The 17,574-nt window shown below is 52.6% G+C and carries 13 protein-coding genes; 4 read left to right on the top strand and 9 right to left on the bottom strand.

Going from position 1 to position 17,574, the window contains the following annotated elements; translation table 11 throughout:
• Positions 1-115: 115 nt before the first annotated feature.
• The 7 genes from TH3_RS14505 to TH3_RS14475 all read right to left on the bottom strand — a co-directional run bounded on the left by TH3_RS14505 (position 116) and on the right by TH3_RS14475 (position 8,253).
• Complete coding sequence (locus tag TH3_RS14505) at positions 116-1,921, bottom strand: ABC transporter ATP-binding protein (protein WP_007092079.1); 1,806 nt, start codon at positions 1,919-1,921, stop codon at positions 116-118.
• 92 nt (positions 1,922-2,013) lie between these two features.
• Positions 2,014-2,958: an acetamidase/formamidase family protein gene (locus tag TH3_RS14500; RefSeq protein ID WP_007092078.1), complete on the bottom strand. Its 945-nt coding sequence runs from the start codon at positions 2,956-2,958 to the stop codon at positions 2,014-2,016.
• Between the two features lie 2 nt (positions 2,959-2,960).
• A complete protein-coding gene (locus TH3_RS14495; RefSeq protein WP_007092077.1) occupies positions 2,961-4,589 on the bottom strand; it encodes an ABC transporter substrate-binding protein in 1,629 nt (542 codons plus the stop codon).
• Positions 4,590-4,661: 72 nt separating this feature from the next.
• The gene (locus tag TH3_RS14490) at positions 4,662-5,582 is read right to left on the bottom strand and encodes an ABC transporter permease (protein ID WP_007092076.1); all 921 of its coding nucleotides are present in this window, start codon (positions 5,580-5,582) and stop codon (positions 4,662-4,664) included.
• On the bottom strand, positions 5,582-6,430 hold the full coding sequence (locus tag TH3_RS14485) for an ABC transporter permease (protein ID WP_007092075.1): 849 nt from the start codon (positions 6,428-6,430) through the stop codon (positions 5,582-5,584). Before TH3_RS14485 ends, TH3_RS14490 begins: the two co-directional genes overlap by 1 nt.
• A 15-nt stretch (positions 6,431-6,445) precedes the next feature.
• Entirely contained in the window at positions 6,446-7,069 is a 624-nt protein-coding gene (locus TH3_RS14480) for an ANTAR domain-containing response regulator (protein ID WP_007092074.1), read from the bottom strand.
• Positions 7,069-8,253, bottom strand: a complete 1,185-nt coding sequence (locus TH3_RS14475; RefSeq protein ID WP_007092073.1) for a transporter substrate-binding domain-containing protein — start codon at positions 8,251-8,253, stop codon at positions 7,069-7,071. Before TH3_RS14475 ends, TH3_RS14480 begins: the two co-directional genes overlap by 1 nt.
• Positions 8,254-9,143: 890 nt before the next feature.
• Here TH3_RS14475 and TH3_RS14465 point away from each other — a divergent pair.
• Together TH3_RS14465 and TH3_RS14460 are read left to right on the top strand one after the other, a co-directional pair.
• Positions 9,144-11,177, top strand: coding sequence for a conjugal transfer protein TraG (locus TH3_RS14465; RefSeq protein WP_007092071.1), 2,034 nt, complete (start codon positions 9,144-9,146; stop codon positions 11,175-11,177).
• Between the two features lie 204 nt (positions 11,178-11,381).
• Positions 11,382-13,868: an AAA family ATPase gene (locus tag TH3_RS14460; protein WP_007092554.1), complete on the top strand. Its 2,487-nt coding sequence runs from the start codon at positions 11,382-11,384 to the stop codon at positions 13,866-13,868.
• Here the strand turns inward: TH3_RS14460 and TH3_RS14455 are convergent.
• Together TH3_RS14455 and TH3_RS14450 are read right to left on the bottom strand one after the other, a co-directional pair.
• Positions 13,833-14,906, bottom strand: coding sequence for a D-alanine--D-alanine ligase family protein (locus TH3_RS14455; RefSeq protein WP_040059985.1), 1,074 nt, complete (start codon positions 14,904-14,906; stop codon positions 13,833-13,835). The two genes, TH3_RS14460 and TH3_RS14455, sit on opposite strands and share 36 nt — an antisense overlap.
• Before the next feature lie 86 nt (positions 14,907-14,992).
• Complete coding sequence (locus TH3_RS14450) at positions 14,993-15,931, bottom strand: tyrosine-type recombinase/integrase (protein WP_007090704.1); 939 nt, start codon at positions 15,929-15,931, stop codon at positions 14,993-14,995.
• A gap of 258 nt (positions 15,932-16,189) precedes the next feature.
• On the opposite strand from TH3_RS14450, the gene TH3_RS14445 reads away from it, so the two are divergent.
• The gene (locus TH3_RS14445; RefSeq protein WP_007090702.1) at positions 16,190-16,591 is read left to right on the top strand and encodes a ribbon-helix-helix domain-containing protein; all 402 of its coding nucleotides are present in this window, start codon (positions 16,190-16,192) and stop codon (positions 16,589-16,591) included.
• Entirely contained in the window at positions 16,588-17,568 is a 981-nt protein-coding gene (trbB, locus tag TH3_RS14440) for a P-type conjugative transfer ATPase TrbB (RefSeq protein WP_007090701.1), read from the top strand. The genes TH3_RS14445 and trbB overlap by 4 nt, the downstream gene beginning before the upstream one ends.
• Positions 17,569-17,574 lie beyond the last annotated feature (6 nt).

Below are 17,574 nucleotides of genomic sequence, written 5' to 3'. Positions count from 1 at the left end.
CAATGACGCCGACTGAATCGCATTGGAGGCGACCTTGGCAACCAGCGTCATGCACGGTGACATCGTGCGCATTGCCGAACGGTGTTTCTGACGGGTGTGCAGGCCACCCAAATTTTCAGGCCGCGTTTTCAATGGCCGATCTGGCGACGAAATGATGGGCGGCGACCTGTTGAAGATCGGCAAAATCGGGTTGATAATCCAGACCATGCACCGGGCTTGGTACTTCGCCGGTAATCAGGTTGAAATGCTGGCGCCGTTTTCTGGGATCGGGGATCGGAACGGCGGACATCAGCTTTTTGGTATAGGGGTGCTGCGGGTTTTCAAACACCGCCCGACGCGGCCCGATTTCAACAATCTGGCCCATATACATCACCGCGACCCGGTGGCTGATCTGTTCGACCACGGCCATATCATGGGAAATAAACAGGTATGAAATCCCGATTTCCGCCTGAAGCTCGCCCAACAGATCCAGAACCTGCGCCTGTACCGAAACATCAAGAGCCGATACAGACTCATCGGCAATGATCACCTTGGGCGATAAGCTCAATGCCCGGGCAATACAGACGCGCTGGCGCTGCCCGCCGGAAAATTCGTGCGGATGGCGGGTGGCGGCATCGACGGGCAACCCGACCCGATTAAACAGATACTCCACCCGGTCATCAAGCTCCGCCCCCTTGGCCAGACCATGGATCACCAGCGGTTCTGCCACCAATTCACCGACCGTCATGCGCGGATCAAGCGACGCATAGGGATCTTGGAAAATCATTTGAACGTTTCGGCGCACCGCCCGGGTTTGCAGCCGCGAGGTCGCATCGATTTCACGCCCGTCAATCACCACTTCGCCCTGCCACGGGATCAAATTCATCAAGGCCCGGCCGGTGGTCGATTTACCACACCCACTTTCGCCAACTATTGAAAGCGTCTCGCCGGGGAAGATATCGAAGCTGACCTTTTCGACCGCATGAACCCGTTTTTGCACGCGTTGCAACAACCCGCCCTTGATATCGAACCGTACGGTCAAATCACGCACCGAAACAAGCGGCTTGGCCAAGCCAAGATCAAGCGCCTTTCGGTCCGTACTTGCCGGGCCTTCGGTCCCGGTCATCGCACCAAGACGGGGCACGGCGGCCAAAAGGCCGCGGGTATAGGCATCACTCGGGGCTTCAAACACCTCAGTGACCGTCCCACTTTCGACCACCTTGCCCTGGTTCATGACAATCACCCGGTCGGCCATTTCGGCGACAACCCCCATATCGTGGGTGATCAGAATGATGGCGGTGCCGGTTTCGCGTTGCAGATCGCGCATTAACCCCAAAATCTGTGCCTGAATCGTCACATCAAGGGCCGTAGTTGGCTCATCGGCAATCAGGACATCGGGGTTGCAGGCCAACGCCATGGCAATCATCACCCGCTGGCGCATGCCGCCCGACAGTTCATGGGGATATTGCGAAAGCCGTTTTTGCGGTTCGGAAATGCGAACCTGTTTAAGCACATCAAGCGCGCGGGCGCGTACCTTGGCCGCGGACATCTGATTATGGGTCGAAATCGCTTCGCCAAGCTGACGCCCGATTGTCAGAACCGGGTTGAGCGACGTCATCGGTTCCTGAAAAATCATCGCGATCTTGTTGCCGCGAATGTTGCGCATTTTACGTTCCGACAGACCCAGCAAATCAATCCCGTTAAGACACACCGCCCCACTGGCAACCTTTGCCATCGGTTCGGGCAAAAGCCCCATGATCGACAGGGAGGTCATTGACTTACCACTGCCGGACTCCCCGGCAATGCAAAGCGTTTCGCCGCGATAAAGATCGAAGCTCAATCCATCAACCACGGTTTTCGGACCGGTGGATGTCGCGACCTGTGTCACCAGATCACGGACTTCAAGGATCTTTTCCACCGCTTTGCTGCCCTGTTCGGTCATTCTGCCAACCCTGCGAAATTCTTTATTTATTTGAAAACTTAAATAAGTGGCTCGAGGCAAGGCACCATCGGGTAACCCTGCCCCGAAAATGCTTAGTCGAATACAATGCGCGGGAAATAGAACGACACAACCCAGTTGGGCTGATCGACAATTTCGCTGATGCGCAGATCACCACAGACAGAACACAGCATATATGCATCAACCGCTGACATGCCCTGTGTCTTGCACAGCCAGTCGACCATGCGGCGCACCGCATCACGCGCCCCGGTCAGCAAATCATTGCTGATGCCGGTCGTGCATTCATAGCCTTTGCTATCAAGATGGCTGGTTACCGGCCCCGGTGTTGTGAAATGCGGCGTTTCAAGCTGCGCATTTTTCACCAGATCAAGGGTCACGGTGGCGTTCATCGGGCTTTCGATTGCCGTCCCGCAAACTTCGCCATCGCCCTGTGCGGCGTGCGTGTCCCCGATTGAAAACAGCCCACCGGCAACTTCGACCGGAAGATAAAGCGTGGTACCCGCCGCAAGGTCGCGGATATCAAGATTTCCACCAACCCGGCGCGGCGGCACAACCGAATGCAGGCCCGGTTCCGCCGGGGCAAGACCAATGGTTCCGGCAAACGGTTTAAGCGGCACCTTGCCATATTTGGAAAACAAAGACGGGGCCAGCGTATCAGGATCATATTTCCAGATATGCAACGCCGGGTCTTCAAACTGATCGGCCAAAAGGCCAAAGCCCGGAATGTTGGCTGTCCAGCCAAATCCCGATGGTTTGAACCCTTCGAGCGTGATTTTGATCGCATCACCCGGTTCTGCCCCGTCAATAAAGACCGGACCGGTCACCGGATTGATTTTCGAAAAATCCAGTGCGGTCACATCCGCAACCGTACTGTTTTCATTGAACTGGCCTGCGGCACTGTCGACGCATTCAAATTCAATGGTGGTACCGGGCGCCACTGTCTGTGCGGGTGGGATCGAATGATCCCACCCATGATGACAGTGCGCAGAGTGGATTGTGTAATCCGCACATTTGCACATGTTTACTTCACCGCAATGTAGTCATAGTGAACAGGAATGTGGACCGGATCGACAAGCAGGGCGTCGTCGGCCACGATACGGGGCGAGCGAATGGTGAAACGCTGTTCATTGAACACCGGAACCCACGGCGCATCGGCCATTACTTTGGTAAAGATGTCGCGCCACATGTCGATGCGGGCATCGGCCTGTGACGGATCGGCCATCGCATCGGCCTTGGAGGCTTCTGCATCAAGTTCTTCGTTACAGTACCATGACCAGTTCCAGCCACCCGGAACCGCACCGCCACAACCCAAGATCGGGCCATAGAAGTTCGAGGGATCCGGGAAATCGGCAATCCATGCCATGCCACCCGACCAGATCATTGGTGCCTGATCGGCTTCGCCGCCAGCAGCAATCACGTTGGCCTGTGCCAGGGATTTGATTTCAACCTTCATGCCAATCGCCGAAAGATCCTGCTGGATGGCCTGTGCGATACGCGGCTGCGGATCGGTATTGGCCACAAACAGGGTGGTTTCAACGCCGTCAGCATACCCGGCTTCGGCCAGAAGTTCTTTGGCCTTGTCCGGATCAAAGGCGTAACCGGCATAATCGTTGTTGTAACCCGGCATCAGTGGCGGCAACGGCTGGTTGGCCGGCTGTGCACGACCATTAATGACGCGAACGATACGGTCCTTGTTGACCGCCATGTTGACGGCTTCACGGACCTTAAGGTTATCAAAAGGCGGGATGTTGGTATTAAGCGTGATATAGCCGGTATGGAGCTGTTCGCCCGATACCACCAGATCCTTGTATTCCGGGTCATTCATCACTTCGAGGAATTTTGCCGGCGGAATGCCGTCACCGGCGATATCGACTTCGCCGCGTTGCAGGCGCAGAAGTGCGACAACCGGTTCCTGACCAACTTCGACGGTGATCGAGTCAAGTTTCGGAATGCCGTCGATATGGTAGTCCGGATTTGCCTTGAAAATCAGATGCTGGCCAAGGGTCCAGTCTTCGAGTGCAAAGGCACCGGTTCCGACCGGATGTTTGCCGAAATCCTGCCCCCATTCCTCGACGGCTTCTTTCGGCACGATATGGGCAAAGTTCAGCGCCATTTTATGCAAGAAGGCCGCATCGGGCTGATTGAGGGTAAATTTGATGGTGTAATCGTCAACAACTTCGATCCCCGAGAGGCTTTCGGTTTCGCCCGCGGATTCTTCGGCAAATCCTTTGATGGTGTCAAAGAAACCGGCACCCGGGCTTTGGGTTTTCGGGTTTACGACACGCTCAAGGGTGTATTTGACGTCCGATGCCTTGAACTCGCGGCCATTATGGAACGTAACCCCTTTGCGCAGATTAAACGTATAGGTCAATCCATCATCGGAAACCGTGTAATCGGTCGCCAGATCGGGTTTGAGCGTCGTGGTGCCCGGCTCATAATCCATCAGTCCGTCAAACAGGCTTTTGATCATTGACCAGTTCTGCCAGTCATAGCCGATTGCCGGATCAAGGGTCGAAACATCGTCCTTATAGGTTACGACGATGTTGCCTTCACCGGCTTTGGCCTGATCGGCGCCAAGTGTCGCAGCCGTGATGCCGGCACCCGCAATAAGTGCGGCAAATGCGACACCTTTCAGTGCTTTGCTAAACATTATTGATAGTCTCCCTGTGAATTTGATCTTCCATGGGTTCCCTCCTGAAATGCTGCGTCATTTTTTGGTGCATCAGCGCAGCTTGATGCGCGGATCGATGAACGGTGCCACCAAATCCGCCAATAGATTGCCCATCACGATGGCGCAGGCCGAAACCAGCGTCACACCCATGATGATTGGAATGTCCACACGTTGAATGGCCTGCCATGCCAACTGTCCGATCCCCGGCCAGCCAAACACCGATTCGACCACCACAATGCCGCTCATGAACATGCCGATATCGATGCCGATCATCGCAATGATCGGTAAAAGCGCATTGGGAAAGGCGTGAACGAAAAAGACCCGTGCCCGACCAAGACCCTTGGCCCGTGCGGTGCGCACATAATCCTGACGCAGGACATCAAGCATCGATGAACGCATCATCCGCGAATACCAGCCCGCCCCAAGGAACCCCATTGAAATAGACGGCAACACCAGATGCGAAAACGTCCCGTAGCCACCAATCGGGAACCAGCCCAGAACCACCGCAAACAGATACAGCATCAAAATGCCGACCACGAATTGCGGTGCTGAAACACCGACAAAAGATGCGACCATCAAGCCCCGATCAAGCGATGTATTGCGTTTAATCGCACCAATGGCCCCGGCCGTCAGCCCCATCACAAGTTCACAGAAAATCGCCCCGGCCATCAAAAGAAGGGTGGCGGGAAGGCGCGCTGCAATCAGTTCGCCGACTTCGGTTTTCTGCAAATAGGAACGGCCAAAATCACCCATAAGGAGATTGCCGAGATACCGCAAATATTGCTGATAGAATGGAAGGTTAAGCCCAAGCTGTTCGCGGATATTGGCCACCGTTTCCGCCGTTGCCGAACGCCCGGCAATCTGGCGTGCCGGATCGGCCGGTAACATATAAAGCAATGCATAGGTCACGACACTGACGCCAAGCAGAATCAGAAGTGCTGAAACAAGACGACGAAGAATATAAGCAAACATCAGTGGCGTCCCTTCTGGGTCGGGTCAAGAATGTCGCGAAGGGCGTCCCCGACCAGATTAAAGGCCAAGGCCAACAGAATGATCGCAGTTCCGGGGACGAAAACCAGCCACGGTGCCGAGGTGAAATAGGTCTGGTTTTCAAAAATGATGTTGCCCCAGCTTGGCGTTGGTGGCTGTACCCCGACACCGAGATAGGAAAGCGTTGCTTCAAGTAAAACCGTGGTGGCAATGCCCAGCGTTGCCCAGACCACCATGGTCGACAGCAAATGCGGCAACATATGTTTGAAAAGAATGCGGAAACGTCCGGCACCGATGCCCCATTCGGCCTCGATGAACTCACGTTCCGACAATGACCGGGTTTCGGTGTAAATCACGCGCGCTACCTGCACCCAGTTGACCATGGCAATCACCATGGCAACGATCCACAAACTGGGTGTGAAAATTGCGGCCAGAACAATTGCCAGCAACAAGGCCGGAAACGCCATCATCAAATCGGTCGCCCGCATCAGGATCATCCCGATCCATCCTTGGAAAAAGCCCGCCGTCACGCCGACCAATGCCCCGATGATGACCGCGGCACCATTGGCAACGACGCCAATGATCAGGGATGTCTGTGCGCCATACATCAAACGCGACAGCAAATCACGCCCAAGCAAATCCGTGCCCAGAAGGAACTGAGCACTTGGCGGCATTGGCGCGCCTTCAATGGTCAGACCGTCAAACATCTGATTTTGCGGATCATACGGTGCGATCCACGGCGCAAGCAGTGCGGATCCCGCAATGATCACGATGATGATCAACCCCAAAAGTGCCAGTTTTCTTTTGGCCAGTTCAGTAAGAACAAGCATACCCACCCTGTTTCGTTAGTTCGGGGCAATCGTCGCACCGTCACCCGAACCGGTCCGGCCCGATGCAACAATCGCCGCGCAATAGTCTTCAATGGTTTGTTGTTTTTTCATCGCTTCGGCCCGGATGGCTTTAAGCGCCCCGTGCTCGTCGATATTGTGGCTGAGCATCACGGTCATCAGCACCTTGGCGACCACCGGACGCAGTTTGAGCCGACGGCGAAGCTCGCAAATCTCGGCCCGCAATTTTTGTTGTTGTTCAAAGGCATGCACAGCCAAAACCGCCGCACTGAACACCCCGGCCGTTGAAACCGGCTTTTGCAAATGGGCGCCACTTTGACGGCTTAATACCCATTCCAGACGCCCCGGTGCCTCCGACCCGATCAGGGCCACACTTGGCATTGGTGTATGATCGGGTGTCCAGGGGAACTGTTCATCCATGCCCATATCGGCATCGAAAAACAGGATATCGGCCCCTTTGCTTTGCGCATCGTCAAGCCCCGGCAATTCCGGCCAGTACCGGTCAACCGTCATCCCCAAACGTTCAAGATGCCGTAACAATGGATCTATTGCTGCACTCGGACGGTGCAGAACCCATGCATGCCAGCCTCTGAAATTCGGGATGCGGTTTGCGCGTTTCATTAACTGACCACCCGCAAATTTTTAGCCCCGGCCTTTCCCACCTTGCGGCGGAACGCATCGGCATCGAAATGCACAAGATAGGGATCGGGCTCAACCGCCTGATCGGCGCGTGATACGATCTTGAACCATCCGGCTTCGCCGATTTCACCAATCAACGGTGTCAACGCCGCATGGTTGCTGGTGGCATCGATCTGGACCATGCCAAAAGGTGTCTGAACCGGTTTGCGCATTAAGTGATGCCGGACCGCGGGCACGTCATCGGTATTGGCCCGCCGGATCGACTGGGCCAGCATTTTGACCGTGGCATATCCTTGCGCGACAAAGGCCGACGGGATGCGGTCCGCCCCGGCAAATTCGTGGAACCGCGCCAGCCAGGCGGTGTTTTGTGCATCGGTCTGATTGGCAAAGTAGATCGCCGTACTCAGATGCCCAATCCCGGCCGAGCCCAACTGCACCAATTCGCATTCCGTAAGGTTGCAACTGACAATAGGGCGCTTGTCGGCGGCGAATTCCGGGTCCTGCTCGGCCAGTTTTTGATAGGCCTTGAAAAAGGCATAGCTCGAATTGCCGATCATGTTGTTGAGGATAAAGTCCGGCTTCTTGGCTTTGATGTCTTCGATAATATGGTCGACATCGACACTGTCGATCGCCAGATACTTTTCGCCCAGAACTTCCCCGTCACAGGCCTGAATAAGTTCGCGCCCGATCCGGTTGGTTTCCCAGCCCCAGATATAATTCGATCCGGTCAAATAGACCCGGCGGCCGAATTTCGGGATCACATGCTCAAACAATGGCAGGATATGCTGATTGGGATTGGCCCCGGTATAAATCACATTCTCGCTGCATTCGAACCCTTCATACGGGCACGGATACCACAAAAGCGCATCGAGCTTTTCAACCGTCGGCAGGACTTCTTTGCGTGCCAGCGACGTGATCGTGCCGATGATGTGCTTGCACCCGTCATGGCGGATGAGGCTGTCGCAAAATTCGGTATAGCGTTCGGGCACACCGGCCGGATCGCGGAACTCCGGTGCAAGACGGAATGCGAATTCAGGATCGTGATTGACCTCTTCGAGCGCCATGCGCGCGCCATCATAAAGATCCTGCGCTATGGCCCGGTACGGTCCGGTCACGGAATAAAGAAATCCGACCCGGTAAACCGGATTGGTGTGCGTCTCGCCCAAAACTAAAAGCCCCTAAAACAAAAAAACCCGCGCTTCGTTGCAATGCAAAGAAACAGCAGGCCTTGATTGGCATGCGGCGATTTGTTGCCGCTATTTGATAGATTGTGCCCCGAAGGACAACATAACGGTAACAATAATTTCCAACTTGTCAAACGGGAGTTTCAGTTTTTCCGAATCTAACGTTGCGATGCAGCATCCCGGTTGAAACCCTTTACGTCTTCAGACACCTTTGAATTACTCAATAGTGCGTTGAATTTTCTGGGGAATTGGCGCCGACACGACTTACCTTTGACCCGTTTCCGTGATGAAATCGCTACAAAATTCAGGATTCAGCCGTCTGATATAAAATTTCTTCTGCCGACTTCGGGGGTTCAGGCGAATTGCAATAAGACCTGACAAAATAGAACTCAGCTTTCCCGCTATGATTTACACAGCTGCTGCCATCATCAATGCGCGATGAGAATAATACTCCATCAAATGTCGAGACTAAACAGTTTGCAAAAAGCAATGTACATCGCTTCCTGTTTCGGTGAGAGCACCGCCGATTGGGCGGTCTTTGGTCCCATCCGGATATCTTCGACGGTCTGTCGATTGCGCCATTTCCGGACAGTTTCTGAGTTCAGGTTGTAGGTTTCCGCAAGTTCTGTGACCGAAGCTTTCGATCGCTGTATTGTTGCTCGGACGGCGTGCGTGGTCGTGGCGTTTCCTTGCAAAACTTGTCCCATAGTTCTTCTTTTGCATGAAGGCACATTATATTGCCACCACATGCCAGGGCTGAAGACCTAGGGCGTAAATAATCAAATATAAGCCCGCTTTTTGCTTCACCCACATGATGATCTCCTGACCGCCACTGTGTGTTTATCGCGCTGCAAGGAATGGCGAGATCAGATATGACCCCGACCAAGCTGTTGATTGGTCAAATCCTTGTTGTTTTTACCGTCATCATACTCGGTGTTTGGGCGGCGACCCAGTGGTGTGCCGATATGCTGGGCTATCAGGTACAACTTGGTAATCCCTGGTTCATTATTCTCGATTGGCCTGTTTTTGAACCATGGAAGCTGTTTGAATGGTGGTATTTCTTTGAGGCCTATGCGCCGGAGGTATTCGATAAGGCCGGAATGCTGGCGGCCGGAAGCGGCTTCATGGGGTGTGCTGCCGCAGTAGCTGGTTCCTTATGGCGAGCCCGTCATAGCCGGTTGGTTACGACCTATGGTTCTTCACGTTGGGCTTACCCGCGTGAAATCTCGAAAGCCGGGTTGTTTCGTCCTAAAGGTGTTTTTCTCGGAAAATACCAGAGCAGGTATCTCAGGCATGACGGGCCGGAGCATGTGATGGCCTTTGCGCCAACGCGTTCGGGCAAAGGTGTCGGACTGGTCATCCCGACACTTCTGTCCTGGACCGGCTCAGCCGTGATCCACGACATCAAGGGGGAGAACTGGCAACTGACGGCTGGATGGCGCTCCAAATTCTCCCATTGTTTGTTGTTCAATCCGACCGATCCCCGCTCGGCGCGTTACAATCCCTTGCTGGAGGTGCGTAAAGGACCGGATGAAGTCCGTGATGTGCAAAACATCGCGGATATTCTGGTTGATCCGGAGGGTGCACTGGAGCGGCGGAATCATTGGGAGAAAACCAGTCATGCGCTCCTGGTCGGTACCATCCTGCACGTTTTGTATGCTGAGGAAGAAAAGACACTGGCGCGTGTTGCGACGTTTCTGTCCGATCCACGACGTTCTTTTCCGGCCACTTTGCGCCGGATGATGGCAACCAATCATTTGGGGACGCCGGATGACCCGAAGGTGCATCCGATTGTTGCATCGGTTGCACGGGAAGTGCTCAACAAATCCGAGAACGAGCGGTCCGGTGTCCTGTCGACAGCCATGTCTTTTCTCGGGCTGTATCGCGATCCGACGGTGGCGATGGCCACGGCAGCGTGTGACTGGCGGATCGCCGATCTGATGGATGCCGACAAACCTGTTTCGCTCTATCTGGTCATTCCGCCATCCGACATTTCCCGAACCAAACCTTTGGTGCGGCTGGTGCTTAATCAGATCGGCCGCAGGTTAACGGAACGTCTTGAAGGCGACCCTGCCAAGGGACACAAACATCTATTGTTGATGATGCTCGACGAATTTCCGGCTCTTGGGCGGTTGGAGTTCTTCGAGACGGCCCTGGCCTTTATGGCCGGGTATGGCATCCGGGCTTATCTGATTGCACAATCGCTTAATCAAATCTCGAAGGCCTATGGCGAGAACAACGCCATCCTTGATAACTGCCATGTCCGGATCGCATTCTCGTCAAACGATGAACGGACTGCCAAACGGATTTCCGATGCGCTTGGCATGGCAACAGAGCAGCGGGCCATGCGCAACTATGCCGGCCATAGATTGGCGCCTTGGCTCAGCCATGTGATGGTCTCGCGTCAGGAAACGGCACGGCCGCTTCTGACCGCAGGTGAGGTGATGCAATTGCCGCCCAAGGATGAACTGGTCCTGATTTCCGGGTTTTCGCCGATCCGGGCGAAGAAGCTGCGCTACTACGAAGATCGAAACTTCACATCCCGTATCTTATCGGCGCCGCTTCTTTCGGACTTAGAGTATCCGAACAAGCCAGTCGCTCGCAAAGATGACTGGTCAGGACAGGTGCGTAAAATGGATGAACGTCTGTCTGGTGCAGATCGTGATCCTTCTGTTTCCGGGAATGCCGATGAGGGTGGAATGCAGCAGCAACGCCATCCGTCATTGTCCGAAGAGCAGAAGGTGACCGAACCGGATCTTACACAAGCTGATCTGCCCGGATTGCTTGATGAAGATAGCGAGGTCGTTGCGGACAAACGGGTGATTGACCGGTTGTCAAAGCCTGCGCGTGTCTATGGCTTGAACGAGGCTTTGGGACCTGATCGGGACCTGCTTGATGGTTTGTAATCACATGTCCGCAGCACAATACGGGGTGTTTATCGCAGGCTTGTATTCTGGAAAGGTCTTTTCGTCGGCTAGGATTTGATAAATACGGATAGTGTTGCAATTGATCAAGGTAATGCTACTTTTAGTCAGCCTTCGTGTTAACGGCACTTAGATGTGTGGACGTTAGCTTCCTTATTAACTCAAAACTATAGATAACTATAAATTATGGTGAATGAGCAAGTTGCTCACGTATTGGAGCATGACAAGATTGCTACTGCGGGGGCTGAATCTCTGCAGGCCGGTGCCACCAAACTATTATTGGCTGGAGAGAGTGGCTGTGGGAAGACCAGCGTTGCAACCAGTATTTTTTCGCGCCTAAGCGAAACACATCACGTTCTTACATTCTTCGCAGATGAGGAGCGTCAAACACAGTCTTATTATGTATTCCACCAACTGAAACGTAATGACTTGAATGCTCGTCGTTTAAGTCGTGCGTTAGAGATTGGTAGAGAATGGGTATATGAGGAGGTGCCGTTTGCCAAACAACTTCATTCGCTTGTGGATTTGGTTAGTTCCTTGCGTCAACAAGAGACGCTTGATGTCATTGCAAAGGAAGTTGACGATGTTGCTGAGGGAGTTATCAACCTTCTGTCAGCCATGTCGAAATCTCGACCACTCCTACTTTTTGTAGATGATCTCCAGTATCTCGATGCTCAGTCGTCAAGACTACTGCTTCGGTTATTAAAAAAGGGGCGAAATTGGCCAAATCAAGTCAAAATTCTTGCAACGCTAAACAATACGGCAATAGAGAATCATCCCTTACCCGTGCCACAAGCCAAACTAATGAGGGAACTGTTCCCACAAATACATGTACCAAAATGTCACCGCGACCAGTTCGGCGCGTTACTTCAGGCTTTTGGACTTAAATCGCCTATCGCAACACACGAGTTAAATATGCTCTACGATTGCTCCGGAGCGCATTTGGAGATCGTACGCACCTTTATAGAAGATGCAAATCTTCGGGGGATATCTACAACGTCGCTGCCCATTGAGACTACAGATGCGCTGGTAACTATATTGCAGAGATATTTAACTGAATCTGGTTTCTCCGGCAGTGATTCCGAGACGATATTGGCCGCTGCCGCAATCTGTGGACAAAATATTGTAGCAGAGGAGGTCGCTTGCGTTAGCGGTGCTGACCTTCCAGAGGTTGCACGCAGTATTGAAACTGCAATGCGATGGAAATTGCTCGAAGAAAATCTCGGAGGGCCGCGCTTCCGACACGAAATCACTCGTCACTATTTTGAGCGCAATCATCATTCGGACAGACTAAGATTACACGCGACCTATGCCCGATGCCTTCAAAAAATGAGGCCTGCAGAATTTGGGCTGCATTTTAATCATTTGCGAAAGGCAGGTTTAATTCATGATGCTGGCGTTGCCTATTGCCTTTGGACTATCCGTTCTGCCGTAATGCATACGGTGGCCGACTTACCAGAATTGGATTGGTCGGCACCTTCCTGGCAGAGAGCCCAATATCTAGGACGTACACTTAACGAAATTCTTAAAGCCATCGATCTCTATCGAGAAGGGCAATATGAACTCGCACGCAAACAGCTTTTGGTGATTGATGATGCTGTACCAGACCAGCTAATGGCAGAACGCGATGGTTTGATGGCCATGTGTTTGTTGCAAAGTCTGGAACAAGCGGATCGAGCGAGGGCAGCGACCTTACTAGAACCTTGGCGAGACAAGCTACAGCAAGCAAGCGACACTTGGGTCCGGCTTATGATATCGCTAATGTTTGCTCAAATTCAGTTGAGTCAGTTCTCGGAGGCGAGACAATTAGAACGAGAGGTTCTAAGACGTCTTCAGAAATATCGCCTTCATGACGAAGGCGTTCGCCATTTGCTCAACAGGTTCCGTGCTGCGAGCTGCATGCTTCATGCGCACGAAATAGCCTTGCCGAGAACGGAACGGCTGATTGAAGAAATGGAGAACCTACCAGTTGGAGAAAGATATATAGAGAACAATACTTATTTTGTTGCTCTGACCAATGCCTCATCTCTTGAATTGACAGCAGGAAATTACGAAAAATCTGCCAAATATGCAGAGCGTGGATTAAAGCTTAGGGGAACGGCTCCGACCAGCAAATTTCAATCTTTTGTACCTGCGTTAAGCAACCTGCTAGTCGCTCATGCCCTTGCCCGTCCATCTCAGATAGAGAATATCGTCTCGGTTTATGAAAGCACGGGAAAGATAAAGCCTGAAGATGAGGACAATCTTCTATATCGTAACAATCAAGCAAGTGTTCTGATTATGGCTGGGCGTTTCAAGCAGGCCAAGGAAATGCTGACGGAAGATTATCTATCAATGAAGGTGATGCCGGATTGCGATGGATATTTCTTCTTCTTCACCACACAAAATCTTGCACTAACCGAGTATCTAACTGGTAATTTAGAGAATGCGATATCTCTATTAGATGAATCTAGCGAGAGGGAAGATGATCTCTTGCCAGACTGTATAAGTTATCTTGTTCAACGTACCCGCTATATTCGGGATATCTGGGAATCCAACGCCAAGCTGACGTTGTCAGAACAGAACGGCCTCTTGACTGATAAGGCAAATGTTAAAGGGAGAATAGGCCCTTGTTGGCCGTTTTATGGGCGCCTGCCTTTATTCACCCCAATCGAAATTTGGTCTCTTATGTAGGTTGTTTCTACGTCTAAGGCCAACACCTACTAAGCAAGCTATCATTGCCTCATAAGGAAACCCCATAAACTGAAAGGAATGGGCAACCGCACCATGCCGGGTTAAATGGGGAACTGCATTGAGGTCTGTAATATAATAGAGGCCAGTATCAGAAATTCTGAAATCTACACGGCTAATACCATCTAACGTGAGCAAAATGTGGGCAGTTGACGCTGTGACAGATATCTTTTGCGCTAGTTCTGGCTCTAATTGAGTGAAGTCTTTGTATTCATAGGCATCATTAAATACTGTTTCGAAGGTGAGGTACTGATCTGCAAGATTGATTTTTCCGTCCAAGACCACACTGCAAGGAGGTAGACTAACTGCATCTTGAGCACCGATGACAGGTACTTCCACTTCTTGGCCAGGGACAAAGGCTTGCACCATCAAAGGTTGACGTAATTCGTACGATCGTTTCTTGAGAAAAACTTCCTCATCCTCGTTCCAACAGAAAACCGACTGATCATCGATACCTATCGAAGCAGACTCATAAACCGGTTTGGCGATTACTTTTTGGCCGACCGATGGTTTGAGGCCGTTAAGCCAACCAGAGCTACTGGAGAACAGCCAACTGTCTGGAACTGGGAGACCAAATTGACGAAGTAACGTGACTACATGAAATTTGTTTTGCGTTAGAGCAAGCCCGTAAGGGTCAATTGTGCAAGTTGCTATACTATTTGCAGCGCAAAAAAGTGGAATTGTTGCAGATGCTGCTCGAGCCCGAATGGGCGAAACAGTGCTATAGGTTATGTGTTTTTCGTTTGGTAAATCTAACCCGCCAATTTTACTAACAAAATCAAAAAAGTCAGCCTCATTCTGGAATAGTTCGCAGTATGACACGACGCTTCTAATCGCCCAAAGAAGATCGCTAACTTCGCCGTCCGAAAAGAACTCCGTGATAATGGGATGTTCTTGCACATCAGCAATCCGGTCAAATCCAGTTACATAAGCAATTAGAGAAAGACGGACCTCTGGTCCCTCCTCCTTAGCCAGTTTCATCAGTTGCCCGACAATTTGAGGAACAGGATGCACCATAATTTATAGTTATCTATAGTTCTCTTCCTCCTTCTGCTGCATAAGCTCACCTATCCAAAAAGAGCGACTGGGTCGGCATTTTGCAGCACATTCCGCAAGCTCTGATCACTCACATGCGTATAGATTTCGGTTGTAGAGATTGTGCTGTGACCCAACAATTTCTGCACAAACCGGATATCCACTCCTTTTTCAAGCAGCATGGTTGCTGCTGTGTGGCGGAATGAATGTGGTGTGATCCGGGTTTCTGATTGCGACAGCTCTGCAAGTTTCTTAATTCTGAGACGAAGTGTTTGTGGGGTCAGAGTGGATCCGTTTCTATTCACAAAGAAACTTGATGATGGTTTGCTTCCGTCCGAGTAACGGGCACTCATATAGCTTCGGAGTCTCTCTTGAAGAGACGGGTTCATCACATAGACAATGCGTTCACGGCTGCCTTTGCCCCGAATGCGATATCTCTCGCCATCTGTGGAAACATCCTCCAGACGTAAAGAGGAGAGTTCTCCAACTCTGATCCCGGTTGCGATCATCAGTCGAAGTGCCAGATCTGTTGAAAGCTGCATGTTTGAAGGCTTCTGAAACTCCGTCTTCCTCCCCGTTGAAGCAGAAGATTTTGTCGCCATCAGCATTCTGGAAACTTGTGGTTCGCTTAAAGCTCTTGGTAACCGTTTGGGTAACTGGATGCGAACAGGCAAATTGTCGCATGGAGAAGGGGAAAGAAATCCCTGACCCGCCATCCACGAAAAATACTTGCGAATACAAATCCATCGACGTCGGACGGTTGCGGGGCCATTTTGCCGTTTAACCCTCAGATACTCTATAAAATCTATTATCTTTTCAGAGGTCACAGCCTCAGGTGAGGTTTTCTGATTAAGGAAATTTCCGAAGATATTCAGGTCCTGTTGATACGCTTTGATGGTGTTGGTTGAGAGCGATTTGATCGACCTGCAATGATCGATAAAACCTTGAATGTGGACTGTGTGAGCGGTCATGCGTCAATACTCCTTGAATGAAGATATGACGGCATACCTTATGTTTTCTGTTTGAAAACAGCTATTTGTCCAAATCGGGACAGTTTGTTTCCAAGGATCGTCTCACTCTTTCCTGTTACCTTCTGAAGTGAAGCGGTCGATACGGGTTCAGTCCCCACTTCGTTAACGAAGGTAATTTGGCGTATGTGGGGGCCATAAGAGATTCCCCGCTCTTCCTCCATTCTTCCCTGACCTTTTCCGATAGTCAGGGCAGGGGCAATGAAGCCGCGTCACAACATCTATATCGATGCCGACACTAGTGCCGAACTTGAAGCACTGGCTGCACGCCCGGGCACCTCCAAATCGGCGATCATCGGCGATGCCCTGCGTCATTATCTCCGTCATCGCGGTGCCAATGCCCTTGATGAAGCTTTGCGCATTCGCCTGGACCGCCTCAGCCGCGAGAGTGCCTTGGTCCGTCGGGATATCGACGTCCTGACAGAAAGCCTTGCTTTCTTCGTGCGGCTCTATCTCACCTTCAATGCGCATACCCCGGTGCCGGACAAGGCCACCCAGGCGGTGGCCAATGAGCGCTATCAGAAATTCATCGAACAGGTCGGCCGCCAGATTGCCGGTGGACGCAAATCGTTCGAGAGCGACGAGACGGAGGCGGAACAATGAACACCGTCTCCGAACAGCGCCGACGCGACATGCTGCGATCCGCACTGGGCAGCCCGATCTCTGAAGCGCTCAAGGATCCGGCCGTGATCGAGATCATGGTCAATCCGGATGGCAAGCTGTGGCTGGACCGGCTGGGGCAGGGCTGCATCGATACAGGGGTGGTTATCCACCCGGCCGAGGCGGAACGGATCATCCGTCTGGTGGCATCACATATCCGCACAGAAACCCATGCTGATCAGCCGATCGTCAGCGCCGAACTTCCGGCTCAAACCAATGCCGTCGGTGGCGAACGTTTCGAGGGATTATTGCCGCCCGTCGTACGAGCCCCCTGTTTTACCATCCGCAAACCGGCCGAACGCATCTACACACTCGCCGATTATGTCCGTGACCGGATCGCGCTGCCACTGCAGGCCGATGCCCTGCGCAAGGCAGTACGTGATCGCAGGAACATCCTGATTGTCGGCGGGACCTCATCTGGCAAAACCACACTGGCCAATACGCTGCTCGCCGAGATCGCCGATTGTGAGGATCGGGTGATCCTGATCGAGGATACGCGTGAGCTGCAATGTGCCGCACGTGATTGCGTGGCGCTGCGGACCCGGCGCGATTTGGTGTCGCTGTCCGATCTGGTGCGCTCGACCCTGCGCCTGCGGCCTGACCGGATCATTGTTGGCGAGGTGCGGGGACCGGAAGCGCTCGACATGCTCAAGGCCTGGAATACAGGTCACCCCGGCGGTCTTGCGACCGTGCATGCCAACTCCGCCCATGCCGCACTCTATCGTATCGAGCAACTGGTGCAGGAAGTGGTCACGGTCGTGCCGCGTCACCTGATTGCCGAGGCGATTGATCTGGTGGTGTTCATCTCCGGACGTGGCCCGGCGCGCAGGATCGAGACCATCGCCACCCTCAATGGCCTGGATGGCAATGGCGATTACGCCCTGACCCCGCTCTCTCTTCCTCGCCTGCAATCGATCTGAATGGAG

This window comes from Thalassospira xiamenensis M-5 = DSM 17429, from assembly GCF_000300235.2.
GTDB lineage: Bacteria > Pseudomonadota > Alphaproteobacteria > Rhodospirillales > Thalassospiraceae > Thalassospira > Thalassospira xiamenensis.
The sequence above is the reverse complement of the archived record's forward strand: the minus strand, read 5'-3'. Positions and strand labels throughout refer to the sequence as shown.